Annotated in this window: 9 protein-coding genes; 2 read left to right on the top strand and 7 right to left on the bottom strand. The window is 60.7% G+C overall.

Annotated features, from left to right (window positions below; genetic code table 11):
• Nucleotides 1-38 precede the first annotated feature (38 nt).
• The 6 genes from DHV10_RS01535 to DHV10_RS01510 all read right to left on the bottom strand — a co-directional run bounded on the left by DHV10_RS01535 (nt 39) and on the right by DHV10_RS01510 (nt 5,831).
• The gene (locus DHV10_RS01535) at nt 39-218 is read right to left on the bottom strand and encodes a hypothetical protein (RefSeq protein ID WP_109484557.1); all 180 of its coding nucleotides are present in this window, start codon (nt 216-218) and stop codon (nt 39-41) included.
• Between the two features lie 276 nt (nt 219-494).
• Nucleotides 495-1,310 (bottom strand): IclR family transcriptional regulator, encoded by an 816-nt coding sequence (locus DHV10_RS01530; protein WP_109484556.1) that lies wholly within the window; start codon nt 1,308-1,310, stop codon nt 495-497.
• A gap of 136 nt (nt 1,311-1,446) precedes the next feature.
• Complete coding sequence (locus DHV10_RS01525; protein ID WP_239461244.1) at nt 1,447-3,339, bottom strand: ABC transporter ATP-binding protein; 1,893 nt, start codon at nt 3,337-3,339, stop codon at nt 1,447-1,449.
• 4 nt (nt 3,340-3,343) lie between these two features.
• Nucleotides 3,344-3,724 (bottom strand): hypothetical protein, encoded by a 381-nt coding sequence (locus tag DHV10_RS01520; protein ID WP_109484554.1) that lies wholly within the window; start codon nt 3,722-3,724, stop codon nt 3,344-3,346.
• 86 nt (nt 3,725-3,810) lie between these two features.
• Nucleotides 3,811-4,890: a PfkB family carbohydrate kinase gene (locus DHV10_RS01515; protein WP_109484553.1), complete on the bottom strand. Its 1,080-nt coding sequence runs from the start codon at nt 4,888-4,890 to the stop codon at nt 3,811-3,813.
• 41 nt (nt 4,891-4,931) lie between these two features.
• Nucleotides 4,932-5,831, bottom strand: coding sequence for an SCO family protein (locus DHV10_RS01510; protein ID WP_239461243.1), 900 nt, complete (start codon nt 5,829-5,831; stop codon nt 4,932-4,934).
• A gap of 110 nt (nt 5,832-5,941) precedes the next feature.
• Between DHV10_RS01510 and DHV10_RS01505 the strand changes: the two genes are divergently transcribed.
• Nucleotides 5,942-8,662, top strand: coding sequence for a PD-(D/E)XK nuclease family protein (locus DHV10_RS01505; RefSeq protein WP_109484552.1), 2,721 nt, complete (start codon nt 5,942-5,944; stop codon nt 8,660-8,662).
• The gene (locus DHV10_RS01500) at nt 8,649-12,311 is read left to right on the top strand and encodes a UvrD-helicase domain-containing protein (protein ID WP_109484551.1); all 3,663 of its coding nucleotides are present in this window, start codon (nt 8,649-8,651) and stop codon (nt 12,309-12,311) included. The genes DHV10_RS01505 and DHV10_RS01500 overlap by 14 nt, the downstream gene beginning before the upstream one ends.
• Here DHV10_RS01500 and DHV10_RS01495 read toward each other — a convergent pair.
• Nucleotides 12,308-14,128, bottom strand: a complete 1,821-nt coding sequence (locus DHV10_RS01495) for a MutS-related protein (protein WP_109484550.1) — start codon at nt 14,126-14,128, stop codon at nt 12,308-12,310. The two genes, DHV10_RS01500 and DHV10_RS01495, sit on opposite strands and share 4 nt — an antisense overlap.
• Nucleotides 14,129-14,179: the final 51 nt, after the last annotated feature.

The following is a 14,179-nucleotide window of genomic DNA, read 5'->3' as shown; positions in this document are numbered from 1 at the left end:
TCGAGGAAGCGAGTGAAGATCGAGGGGGAGGGGGAGGGCTATTTTTTCAGTGCCGCTTCGATTTTTTTGCTCAGGGCCTCTGTGTACCAGGCTGGCGCATAGGACTCCAGCAGCAACTGCACTTCCTTGAGGATCTCGCGCATCCGCGCTTCAGATACAGCTGGATCCGCGGCTTGGGGTTTCGATGATGCAGGTCCCGGGCGACGTTGCGACTGCATGAACTTCTCCTGCGGTATTAAAGAATTGACGCCCGCTCGGCACAAAATCAACTTCTTCGATCCGTGAGTGTGAGCAAGCAACTTTGGCCCCGGGGTAGTGGAATGCTGATTATGGAAGCCTACAGGCAGCGCGGCAGAGGAATGTCAGGGGAATGTAATTTTGTGAGCAGCGGATCCGTGTGATGGAAAATGTACGTACGTTTTGTTTCGTTAGGAGGTTCGGCGACGCTCCGGCGCTAAATTTGCGCCGGAGCGTCGGTTTTGACCTAGTACCGGTCATGCCGTCCAGGCGGCAGCCGGGCGGTTGTTCCGCGCCGCGGTGAAGCCCATGTCCACGGAGATGCCGCGGACGCATTGCAGCAAGTGATTGGCAATCGAGGGCAGCTTTTGCGCTGTCACCCGGAAGGATGGCCCAGAGACGCTGACGGCTGCCACCGGCTGGCGCTGGGCGTCGAGCAGCGGAACGGCGATGCAGCGGAGCCCTTCTTCCAATTCCTCATCGTCAACGGCATAGCCACGGCGGCGGGTCTTCTCGATTTCCGTACGCAGCGCCTCGGCCGATGAGATGGTGCGGTGGGTGAACTTCTCGAAGCGGGTACGTCGGATGATGTCGTTGATGCGATCTTCGGGAAGGAAGGCCAGCATCGCCTTCCCCACCGAGGTGCAGTGAATGGGATTGCTGGAGCCGATGCGGGTAATCATGCGGACGGAGCGGGCCGGCTCGATCTTGTCGATGTAGATCACCCGGGCCTGCTCGAGGATGCAGAGGTGGGCGGTCTCTTCGGTTTCGGCTACGAGGCGGCGGAGGTGGGGCTGGGCGCGCTCGCGCAGGTCATACTGCTCGATCGCACGGTTTCCGAAGTCAAAGAGCCGCAGTCCCAGGCGGAACTTGCCGTTGACGGTCCGTTCGACCATGCGGTGGCGTTCCAGCACCATGAGGAAGCGGTGGGCGGTACTCTTGTGCAGTTGCAGCGACGATGCTACCTGCGCCAGTCCCAGGGGGACCTCGCTTTCGCCAAGTAGATCAAGTACAGCAAAGGCCCGATCAAGTGCCTGAACTTTGTAGGTGCCCTGAGGGGCTGAATCTCGCATAGTGGTCCTTTATTCCGTCAAAAAGTACATCCTTAGTTTCTCAAGATATGGGATTTACGTCAAGAAATTGGCATCTAAATGCCGGGGAATGAATCGGTTAGACCGAAAGCAACCGCGTCCGTTTGGTGGGATGAAATCAGGCCGGGACTTCGTCGCCCTCGCCGGGGGCCAGGAAGAGATTCTCCTCAAGCCCATGCTGGCGGGTGTAGAGGTCGTAGTAGCGGCCCCCCAGGGCAAACAGAGCTGCGTGGTTGCCGCGTTCCACGATCCTTCCCTGCTCCACAACCAGGATCTGGTCGGCCCGCCGAATTGTAGAAAGCCGGTGGGCGATCACGAAAGTGGTCCGGCCCACCATGAGCTGGTTCAATCCTGCCTGGATCATCGCTTCCGACTCTGAATCGAGCGAGCTGGTTGCCTCGTCGAGGATCAGGATCCGGGGCTGGGCAAGGAGAGCCCGGGCGATGGAGAGGCGCTGGCGCTGGCCGCCTGAGAGCTTGACGCCGCGCTCGCCCACAATGGTGTCGTAACCCTCGGGGAAGCGCTCGGCGAATTCGTCGACGCGGGCGGTACGGCAGGCGAAGAGGAACTGCTCTTCGGTCGCCTCCGGCCGCGAAAACAAGATATTCTCTCGAATCGATCCGTCGAACAAAAACGAATCCTGCAACACCACGCCCAACTGCGATCGATATGTGTTCAGATTCACCGTTGCCAGATCGATCCCGTCCACAAGCACCTGCCCGCTTGTCGGGGTGTGGAATGCGCAGACCAGACTGATCACTGTTGACTTGCCTGAACCCGACGAACCCACCAGGGCCGTCACCGTTCCCGGCTGCGCCTCAAAGCTGATGCCGTGCAGAACGGGTTTATCGGTCTCGTATGCAAACTCTACGTTCTCGAAGCGCACATTGCCTTCGATGGGGGGCATGCTCAGCTTTCGCTTTGGATCCTGGTTCTCCTCTAACTCCGACATGATTTCCCGGGTTCGATCGAGACCAGCAAATGCCTCAGTGAGCTGCGTGCCGATGTTCACGATCTGGAAGATCGGCATGACCATGATGGCCAGGAACATGTTGTAGCTGAAGTAGTCGCCAACGGTCCAAGTGTGGTTCAACACGGCGTGGCCGCCGAGCCACATCACCAGCGCGGAAACCAACCCCAACACCGTAGTAGAAGCCGACCCAAGTACGCTTGTCAGCGTGAGCGACTTCATTACATTGTTCAGCAGCCTCTCGACTCCCAAGGCGAACACGCTGGCTTCGCGTTCTTCTGCGTGATAGCCCTTGATCACACGCACTCCGCCCAGTGATTCAGTCAGCCGGCCGGTCACCTCTGAATTGATTTTGGCGCGCTCCCGGAATATAGGCCGGATCTTCTTGAACGCATATTGAAGAACGAAGACAAACAGGCCTACCACCGCGAACACAGTCAGCGTGACGGTGGCACTGCGATGCAGCAGAAAAACGAACGCCAGGACCGCAGTCAAAAGGCCGCCCACGAATTCCACCAACCCGGTGCCAACCAGGTTGCGCACGCCTTCGACGTCAGACATGATTCGCGCTACCAGTGTTCCGGTGCGATTCTCGTCGTAATAGGCCACGGATAAAAGGCCGACGTGCTTCTGCACCTGCCTCCGCATTTCGGCGATCAACCGCTGACCGGCCTTGGAGAGCAACTGCGTCAAGGAGAAAGACGTGATGGCCTGCACGATCATCGCTGAGAAGACGAGGGCTATGATTTTGCCCAGCAACTCAGGATGCGGGTTGGTCGGTGAAAGCACCTTATCCAGCAGAGTCTTCGACGTATAGGGGAGCACCAATCCTGCAACCCGATTCACGGCCATCAAGGCCATGCCACCTGCCAACAACCCTTTTCGAGGGGCAATCAGGGCTTTGATCTCAGGCCAGAGCTTCTTAAGGTTGGGCTTGCGCTTGGGCAGGTCAGCATTCGCGCGAAGGCGGGCGCTGCCGCCGCGCGGAGACCTCTCCGCACTCGAGCTCATTCCCATCCCGTGACCGCGCATTGTTCCCATGGATTTAGACCAACCTCGAGCGTCTCGCAGCTATGAATGACCGTACGCAAAGGATGACGTAGACCAGCAGCAGGCCTGTCATGGTGAGCTTGGAAGCCAGCGCGATCATATCGGGCTGTCTGCCGGCATGGCTGGCGGCGAGATAGCCGCGAAGGGATTCGACGCCGACGCCGATGAAGCCGAGCAGGCCGAGCGTGACGTTGATGTGCATGAAGAGCTTGCGCCGGCCCTCATCGGGGCTCATGGCCAGGAGGCCGAACATGCCGAGTGCTGCGCCGAACCAGGTTGGGATAAGGGCGGTGGCATGCTGCGCGCCGGTGCCGAAGTATCCGATCAGACCGAGGGCAATCAGCAGAACCGCAAATACCACAGTGACTTTTGCCAAACAGGGCCTCTCCTTGAGGCTGACGCAAGGATATCAGCCTAAAGGATGCGGCAGCGGGACCCTGCGACTCGGAGAATCGGCTGCAGCTAGCGCTGGATACGCGCCGAACCTCCCTTGGCGAAAGCACGCACCTGGTCGAGCGTGGCCATGGTGGTGTCGCCCGGGAAGGTGGTGAGCAGCGCTCCGTGCGCCCATCCGAGTTTGAGGGCGGCTTCGGGCTCTTCGCCTGCGAGCAATCCGTAGATGAAACCGGCGGCGAAGCCATCGCCTCCACCAACACGGTCGAGAACCTCAAGCTCGGCGGTTGGAGCGGTGTAGGTATTGCCTTCAATCCATGCGACTGCGCTCCAGCTATGCCGGCTGGTGGAGTGCACCTCACGCAATGTGGTAGCCACGATCTTGACCTTGGGCAGCTTCTTCGCAACCCCGGCCATCATTCCGAAGAAGACGCTTGGATCGAGTTTGGATTTGGCGGCGACCTCGGGGCCAGGGATGCCGAGACCCTTCTGCAAGTCTTCTTCGTTGCCGACCAGGACGTCGACATTCTCGACAATGGTGTTGATCGTCTCGACGGCATGCGTGTCGCCGCCGTGGATCTTCCAGAGCTTTTCGCGGAAATTGAGGTCGAATGATGTGACCGCGCCGGCGGCCTTGGCTTCCCGCATCATCTCAGCAGCAAGCTGCGCGGTTGTTGCAGAGAGCGCCGCGAAGATTCCGCCGCAGTGAACCCAGCGAACTCCACGCGCGAAGATGGTCTTCCAGTCGAAGTCACCGGGCTTGAGCTGCGCAGCCGCCTCATTGGCCCGGTTGTAGAAGACGACGGGGCCGCGCAGGCCGAACCCGCGATCGCTGTACACGGTCGCCATGTTGGGGCCTGTAACGCCGTCGTGCTTGAAATGCTTGTAGATGGGCTTTACGCCCATTGCAAGCACGCGCTCAGCGATCAGATCGCCGATCGGGTAGTCGGACATGGCGGAGACGATCTCGGTCTTGAGGCCAAAGCAATTGGAGAGATTCGCAGCAACGTTGAATTCGCCTCCGCTGACGTGGATCTGGCACTCCGTTGCTTTGCGGAACGGAATGACGCCGGGATCGAGCCGGTGCACCAGCGCACCGAGCGAAAGAAAGTCGATTTCAGCGTCTTTGCGAATATTCAAGCCGGCCATTGTCTGTCTCAAGCTCCTGTTCTTTGAACTTCCTGCTTCGATCACGCGCCCAGCGACTGCTTCACGTCTACCACAACCTGGTCCGCTGTCCACTCATTGCCCGGGTAGAACTTGACCACCTTACCATCGCGTCCCACGAGAGTGGTTGAAAGCGTGTGCGTGATGGTCTGGTCCTGTTCGGTGGTCATTCCGACGTCGAAGAACTTTGCCATTTCCTTGAGCACCGCAGGCTCGGGCACGGCGAAGTCCCAGTTAGCAAATGCAAATTTAGAGCTGCTCCCGATGTACTCCTCGCCGTAGGCCTTCAGGCGCTCGGGCGTGTCATGCTCCGGGTCGAAGCTTACGCAAAGTAGATGCGTCTTCCCTTTCAGCTTTGGATCGGCTGAAAGCTGCTTATCAATGCTGGCGAAGTTGCGCGTGACGAGCGGGCAGAAATTCGGCAGCGGGCAGCGTGTGTAGATAAACGTGATGAGCAGGTTTTTGCCGCGAAACTGATGGAGATGGATGATGCGGCCGTCCTGGTTGCGCAGCTTGAAATCGGGAACGGCATCGCCCTGCGCGGGGACGTGATAGATCGTCGCAGGCTTGTAGTCGGGCTTGCCCTGCGCGACCACCACGATGTGGTCGAGAACAACGTCCGCATCGGACTCCTGCGATACAAGAAGATCGGCGGCGAGAACGTCGCCTGGATGAAGCTCGCTGAGGATGTTCGGGTCTTTGAGCTTGTAGGGCATGGTCATGGCTTCCATGAAGCCCGGAATCGCTTCATGGTTGATGGTGACCTCGCCGGTGGCGGCGTTTATCGAGACGACCTTCCCTCGCAGCTTGTAGATCTTGTACGAACTCTCCGCGGCCGAGCCGGAAGGCGCCGCCTGCTGCCGGTGACAGCCGGTAGCCATCGACATCGCGATCACTGCGAGCACCAGAAATGTACGTATCACTCACCAGTTTACAACCGGGCTCTGGCTCGGAAATACCTCTGGTTCGCGGGGTTTAGGAGCGCCCTGTTTCCCACAGAGAACGTCGGCGTCGAACGGCGTATAACGCAGGTATGGGCACTCAACCTGGGGCCAGCGTTGACGCATGGTTGCGCGAGGGCGGCCTTGTTGTCGCATCGAGCGATCGCGCTGCGCGTGCCATTCTCGCGGCTTTCCATCGCCGACGCCGGTCTGAGGGGCTCAAGGCGTGGCCGGCACCAAGAGTGGCGGACTGGAACGCGTTTGCCCGGACCGCCTGGGAGGAGCGCAACAGCGAAGGCCATCTGCTGCTGAACGCCGCCCAGGAATTGGCTATCTGGTCGGAGATCGTCCGAAGCGATCAGTATTTGCCCACCGCGCTGCCGGCGTCGATTCGTCGCCTTGCAGCCATGGCGATGGAAGCACACGAGCTGATCTGCGCTTACACGCCGCGATTGCTCCGAGACGAGGCCCGCGCGGGGTGGGAGCAGGACGCCGGGGCCTTCAGCGGCTGGCTCTCCGAGTTCAACAAGGAGTGCCGTAAAAAGAGTCTGAGCAGCACGAGCCGTGTTCCGCTTGAGCTCATCACGTACTTGCGCGATGACTCATCACCGCGCGAGCCGGTGCGGCTGGCGGGATTCGACCGGATACTTCCCGTACAGCGGGAGCTTTTCGACGTCTGGGGCCCGTGGCACGTTTTCGAATCCGAGTCGATCGGCTCGCAAACGCACTTCTACTCGGCTCCCGACGGGCAGACAGAAGTCGAGGCCTGCGCGTTCTGGTGCCAGCGCCAACTCGCCGAACATCCGGAGCGGAGGATCCTTGTCATTACGCAGGAGCAGGCACAGAGGAGAGGCGAGATCGAGCGCGCCTTCCTGAGATTCGGAAATCGCGCGGGCACCTCCCTGTTCGAGTTCTCGCTTGGCGCTCCGCTTACCCAAATACCTCTTGTGCGCTCGGCGCTGCTGCTGCTTCGGTGGCTGCACACACCTCTGAGCGAAACCGAGTTGGACTGGCTGTTCGCGTCCGGCTTTGCGGCTAACGACGATGAATCTTCTGCTCTGCAGTTGGCTATGCGACTGCTGAGATCGCGCGACGAGCAGCGACCGCGATGGGAGTTGCAGGGCTTTCTCAATCATGCTCCGGCTTCGGCGCTTCCGCAGGAGTGGGGGCGCAGGTTAATCACTGCCCAGCGCAGCCTGAAGGAACAGCTTCACTCGCAAAGCCCGGTCAGCTGGGCAGACAAAGTGTCGGGCCTGCTGGCGGAGATGGGCTGGCGCGGCGCACTTCCGCAGAACAGCATCGAGTTCCAGCAGCAGCGCAGGTGGACACAGGCCATCGACACGGCCGGATCTCTCGGGTTTGATGGACGCCGGCTCACCTGGACTGAATTTCTGGCTGAGCTGGAGCACGCGGCAGGCGAGATTCTGTTTGCACCGCAGTCGGCGGATGCGCCGATTCAGATTGCGGGTCCGGCAGAGTCGGCCGGGCTTACCGCGGACGCGATCTGGTTTCTGGGTGCGGATGAGGAATCGTGGCCGGCCGTAGCTTCGACACATCCATTTCTGCCGCTGCACGTTCAGCGCGAGTATGGGATGCCGCATTCGTCTCATCTCGCAGACTGGGAGTTTTCCAAGGCGATTACAACGCGGCTGCTGGCGTCAGCGCCGTCGGTACACTTCAGCTTCGCCTCGCATAAGGGAGATGTCGAGAGCCGTCCCTCGCGGCTGATGCTGCAGATGGTGGGGGAAGCAGCGCCGATTCCGCAAGATATGCTTCCACCACCGCACGAGACGCCCGCAACCTATGCGACGGAGGACTTCAGCAGAATTCCCTACACCGGGGGACATCTTCACGGGGGTTCCGCCGTTCTGTCAGCTCAGTCGCAATGCCCTTTCAAGGCGTTCGCGACGGCCAGACTCGGAGCACGAAGCTGGGATCCGGCGGAGAACGGACTCAATGCTAAGCAGCGCGGACAGATCCTGCATGATGTGTTGCATTCGATCTGGTCAGGGCGTCCGAAGGGCATCCGAAGCCATGGCGATCTGATGAAGATCGACACCGAAGATCTACCCAAGTTCGTGCGGAAGCACGTGAACAGCGTGATGGAAGCGGGCGTGCCTGGACAGGTACGGGAGCAGATGCCGGCGATGTATCTCGATCTCGAAGAGTCGCGGCTCACGCGCTTGATTACCGAATGGCTTCTGTTCGAAACAAGGCGGGTCCCATTCACCGTGGATGCGACAGAGGCGAAGAGCGCCGTAACGATAGCAGGTCTGAACATGAATCTGCGGCTCGATCGCGTGGACCGCCTCCATGACGGCTCGCAACTTGTCGTCGATTACAAGACGGGCACGGTGGATCCGAAGGCGTGGGACCTGCCACGCCCCGATGATGTGCAGCTGCCGCTGTATAAGCTATTCGGGCTGGCTCCTCTGCAGCGATCCCTGTTCGACAGCTACGCCGGGCCTGCGAGTGGCGGGCTGGTGTTTGCACGGGTTCGAACCGGAGACACCTGCTTTGCCGGCCGGGTCGCGGACGCGAAAGGCACACTCGATCCAGATCTCAAGGGCAACAGCCTGCTGGTGAAGCGGAAGCTTACGTCCGGCGAAGAAGACGCGTGGAAGGGATACATCGAATCTCTCGCGGAGGAGTTTGTCCGCGGGCGAGCAGAGGTCGATCCACGAGACTATCCGAAGACCTGCGAGCAATGCGGGCTGCAGCCGGTCTGCCGCATTCAGGAACCAGAAAATCGCCGGCGTTTCGAAAAGCCGGGCGAGTTGCAGGACGGGGAGCAGATCGATGCGCCCGAATAGCTCGCCTTTCCCTGTTCCGCCCGACCAGCAGCAACGCAATGTCGCTCTCGACCCGAAGCTGTCAGTGTTGGTGCAGGCTCCGGCGGGATCGGGGAAGACCGATCTGCTCACGCGGCGATTTCTGCGTCTGCTCGCAGAGGTGGATGATCCCAGGCGCATCGTAGCAATCACGTTTACAAGGGCCGCTGCTGCGGAGATGCGAAACCGAATTCTTGAAGAGCTGGAAAGCGCGGAGGAAAGATCGGCAGCCGGGCCGTCCCATCAATCTTTCGCAGATGGATCGATGGAAGCGTTGGCATCGCGCGCGCTTGAACACTCGAAAAAGCTGAATTGGCGCTTGATCGAGCTTTCTTCGCAGCTTCGCATTTCCACCATCGATTCGTTCTGCCGGGACCTCGCCATGCAGCAGCCCATCTTCTCGGGTATCGGCAACAGCCTCGAAATCAATGAGAGGCCGGCGGAACTCTACGCAATCGCCGCGCAAGCCACGCTCGAGAAGCTTGGAGACACGCGCTATCCAGAACTGAGCGCTGCCATTCGCGATCTGCTTCTGTGGCGGGATAACAGTTGGAAGGAGCTACTGGACCTCCTCGTCAGAATGCTCGGTCAGCGGGACAGGTGGATGCAGGGCTTTGTGCTGGATCGCAAACAGGACTGGGACGCACTGCGGGAACGGCTGGAGAGGCCGATGGCCAGGGCTGTTCGCGATGCACTCACTGCGCTTGAAGAGATGTTGACAGAGGAGGATCGGAGCGAGGCTCACCAACTGGCCCAGTTTGCCTGTTCAAACGGCGCTGGAGAAAGGTATGGCGGCCTCGCGGAGCTGGCTGACTTCCCGTCGGGCCCGCATGACAGTCACGAGGCTCTGGAAGAGGCGCGCGGCGCGTACGCATGCGTGGCGAAGCTGCTGCTGAAGGATGATGGAGTTATCCGGAGAAACATCGATGCGCGCCTCGGATTTCCCAAGGAGCATCTCGACGAAAAACTCCGGATGCAGGATCTGCTGGAGCGGCTGGGTGACGTGCCGGGCCTTGATAAAGCGCTCGGGCGCATACGATCGCTTCCCCCCGCCCGATACAGCGAGGAAGACTGGCAGATCATTCGCGCAAGTTTCCTGCTGCTGCGGCATGCCGCCGCGGAGTTGAAGACGGTGTTTGCAGAAGCAGGTGCGGTGGACTTCGTCGAGGTTGCGCAGATCGCGAAACAGGTTTTGCTGGGCGACGACAACCTGCCCAGCGACGCGGCGCAGGCTGTGGCGGACGACATCCATCACCTGCTCATCGACGAGTTCCAGGACACGAGCCGCCGGCAGCATGAGTTTGTGACAGCCCTGATCGAGGCGTGGCCCGACGTCGCGGGCCGCACGGTGTTCGTGGTCGGTGATCCGATGCAGTCGATCTACTTCTTTCGGGATGCCGAAGCCGAGCTTTTCACGCGAGTCAAAGATTACGGATTTGAACTCACGGGCGACGAGTCCTACCCTCTCGCGCCGGTCGCGCTTTCGGCGAACTTTCGGACCGAGCCGCAACTCGTCGCCGAACTCAACGAGACCTTTGAGAAGATCTTCGAGGCTGCGGATGGAAGTGGAATCGAATTCGCCCGAGCAGAGGCTGCCCGGCCCGCGGCAACTGCTCCCGGGAAGCGCCTCGATCTGCATGTGGAGTTTGTGCAGTCGCCCCGAGGGGGCGGCGCAAACGATGCGGAGGCCGTGCGAAGAAAGCAGGAGATCGCGGCAGAGAGGCAGGCCGCCCGGGAAGCACAGACCAGCGGAATTGTGGGGCTGATCCGCGACTATCTTGAGCGCGCAGAGAAGGCCCGTGCTTCGGGCAGGAAGTACCGGATCGCAGTTCTGGGAAGGGCTCGCACCGCACTGGCACCTGTTGCAGCCGCGCTGCGCGAGGCAGGAATTCCCTTCCGCGCTGTCGAGCTTGAGAATCTTCGCGATCGCCCGGAGATTCTGGATGCGGTCATGCTCACCCGCGCCCTTTTCAATCCGCAGGATCGTGTGGCGTGGCTGGGTGTGCTGCGCGCGCCCTGGTGCGGCCTGAGCCTGGCGGAACTGCACGATGTTGCAGGGATAGATGAGGGCTCACGCGCCGCTGCCCCGGTTCCGCAGCTTTTGCGCGAAAGATTAAGCATGCTCTCCGCAGAATCGCGCTTGGCTGCCGAACGTGTGCTTTCGGCCTGCTCATCGATGAGCGAGTTGCGACTGGCAATGCCGACGGCAGCAACAGGGACGCTGATTGAGCAGATTTGGAGAGAAGCGGGCGGAGATGCCTGCGTGGATGAGGCTGCGAGGGCGAACCTTGCTCTCTATTGGAGGCTGCTCGACAGTCTGCCGAATGGGGAGGCGGATCTCGTTGGTCCGGCGCTCGATGCAGCGCTTGCGGATCTCTGCGCTCTGCCGGATCCGGGCAGCAGCACGGATGCCGGCGTGCAGCTGATGACCATCCATAAATCCAAGGGTCTGGAGTTCGAGGTTGTGATCGTTCCCGATCTCCACGCGCAGGGCGGCCGGGGATCGGTGGATCTCTTGTCGTGGCTCGAGCGTGGATTGCCGGAGCCTGATGAAGAGGGTGCACTGACCGAGTTCCTGATCGCGCCGGTACAGTACAAAGGCGCCGACGCGGGCGCTGCGAAGAGATGGGTCGACAAGGCGCGACGCGATCGCGAGAGCCAGGAGATGCGGCGGCTGCTCTACGTGGCAGCAACACGGGCGCGGGAGGAACTGCATCTATTCGCGCAAGCCACCTACAAAGTCGATGCGGACGGGACGGAGAAACTGACAGAGCCCTCAAGGTGCCTGCTGGCGACAGCGTGGCCTGCCCTGGGAGAGGAGATACAGGCGCGGTTCGATGCACGCACAAGAACTGCGCAGCGGGTGGACTCTTCCGGCAATGAACTCGTTTTGACCTCGATTGCCGCCGGCGGCAGGGACAATCTCATCGTCATGCCCTCGCCGCCCAGGACAACCGTGATTCACCGGCTTCCGTCGGACTTCAGCAGCGCAGCCCCAGGCTTCGCCAGGCGGCCACCGGCGGAAGTTGTCGGACTCGGCGAACCGCAAAGCTATACACGTCACGAGGGGGGGCTCATTTCGAGGGCGCTTGGGAACGCGGTTCACAAGCTGCTCGAAGAGCTGAGCCGGCTTCGGCAGTCGATGGAATGGGAGCAATGCCGCACGGCACTCGAGGGACTCCGCGCCCGCACGATCGCCGCGATCCGCGCGCTCGGGGTCGCGAAGGCAGATGCGGACACGATCAGCAGAGAGGCATACGAGATTGCGTTCAAAGCGACGTATGAACAGCATGGCCAGTGGATCTTGTCGCCGCATCGAGAGTCGGCGACCGAAGCCGGGTGGGCAGGAACGTTATCCGGCACGCTGCACCAGATCCGAATCGATCGGATGTTCCACGCTGGAGTAAATCCGTTGTCGGAGGGCGATGACGCTCTCTGGATCGTTGACTACAAGACAGCGCGAGTGGAATCGCAAGACTCTGCATCAGCAATTGCCGCCCTGCGGAAGACATTCGCGCCGCAGCTTGAGATGTATGCATCCATTTTGCGCAATCTACACGGCAGCGAAACTCAGATCCGCGCAGGCCTTTACTATCCCCGCATGACGCTATTCGACTGGTGGGACGTCTAGCGCGGTTGGGGCTGGATGCCCAGGCCGATGGACCTCATGAGCTCCAGTGCATTACTTGTCTTCACCACACCTGGCTTAAGTTTGTAGTCGAATATCAGCCGGCCGTTCTCGAGACGGTCTTCGAAGTGACAGTTCACCGCTCGGTCCGGCATCGTGGCGGGTATCTCCGCAAGCGCAAGGTCGTGTGTGCTGACGATGCCGATTGCGCCGCGATCGATCAGGCTGCGCACAATGAGACGCGTACCTTCGAGGCGATCGTGGGAGTTGGTGCCGGAGAGAAGTTCATCCATTAGGAAGAGGACGGGAGTTTCGCCTGCAGCGAGATCTTCGGCGACTTTCAGTCGCTGAATTTCCGCGTAGAAGCGCGATGTTCCTCCAGAGAGCGAATCGAGGACGCAGATGGAGGCTGCAACGGAGAGAGGCGAAAGCTTGAGCGACGCGGCTCTGACCGGCGCACCGCACTGCGCGAGCACTGCATTCACGCCGACGCTGCGGATGAAGGTGCTCTTCCCTGCCATATTTGGGCCGCTGAGGACGATGAGCTGAAGTCCGTCGCCAAACTTCACGTCATTGCGGATTGCCTTGTCCTGAGGCAAGAGCGGATGCGCCATCGATACTGCGTCGAACAGCGGCCCGTCATTGACGAGTTCCGGCAAAACGTCCGCCGGATGTTCGAATGCGTATGCCGCAAGAGCGGTTAACGCCTCGAACTCACCAACAGCCTCAAGCCACTCGCGGATATGGGGCCCGAACTCAAGCTGCCATCTTTCTGCGCGAAATACGCACTGCGCGCTCCAGAAGACAAGCACGTCCAGGAGCCGCATCGCCGGGTTGCGCCGGTTCTCGAGGTAGCCGACGATGCGATCAAGCCGGCGAATCGCGTCAGAAGGTGCGAAGTTCGCGTGCCGCAACCGGGCCTGAATGGCAGTCAGCTTCGGTGCTTCAAATTGGCTGCGGTCGATGAGGCGAAGCACCCCGGCGAGGATGTCGAGGTCGTGCGTCGCCTCTTCGATTTTGTCGGCAGCTTCATCCCAACGCCCGTGAATGCGATGCGCCCAGGCCAAGTTCAGTGCCGAGATTGCCAGGGCAGCCGAGCCCAGGCCCCATGCACCCCAGGCGATCAGACCGGCGATCCACAGCAAGGCGAGCATGGTGCTCGTAACGCGAATCGAACGATCGCTCAGCAGCGGCTTGCGCTCGCCCCAGCTAGCAAGCGCGTCAGGATGCACTCCGGCGCGCACGGTTTCGCCGAGACAGAACAACTGCTCCCGAAGGTCGGTGCGGAGCTTCAGGTCGGCGATGGCGCCATGCCGCAACGCGAGCTCAGCGACGGGCGCCGGGTGCAGCAGCCAATCTGCGAGCGTGTCTTCCCCGGCCCTTGTTCGCGCGGTGCAAAGAAGCTCGAACAGAGATGCCGGACCGAAGATGTCGAGATCGCGCGCGTACGGATGAGCTGGGTTTAGAAAGCGCTCGCCGGTTTCGTTTGTGCCGGCCCATCGATCCTGAAGTCGGGCGAGGCCGCGTTCGTAGAAGGTAATGGACCGAAGACGATGTCGAATCTGCTGCAGGCGGTTCTCGTGCCGGACGGCAAGGTAGACGAACACCCCGGCGGGCACGAGGAGCAGAACCAGGAACTTGGTATGCCAAAGGAGTACGACGGCGGCTGCGATGGTTACGAAGGCGACAACCAGCTTCGAGTAGCCAAGCTGTTTCTCCGCGGCTTCGTCGATTGCCTGCTTGCTCTTAAGCTGATCGAGGCGGCGCTGGTAGAGGTCCCCAGGAGTGTGTACACCGTGCTCTGTTTCGCCTGAACTCATCGCCCGCTCCGCCGCTTTTTCAAGACTAACGCAGCGAAGTTGAAGTTCAGA

The sequence above is a fragment of the Occallatibacter savannae genome (assembly GCF_003131205.1).
Classification (GTDB): Bacteria; Acidobacteriota; Terriglobia; order Terriglobales; family Acidobacteriaceae; genus Telmatobacter; species Telmatobacter savannae.
This window is presented reverse-complemented; position numbering and strand designations above follow the sequence as displayed.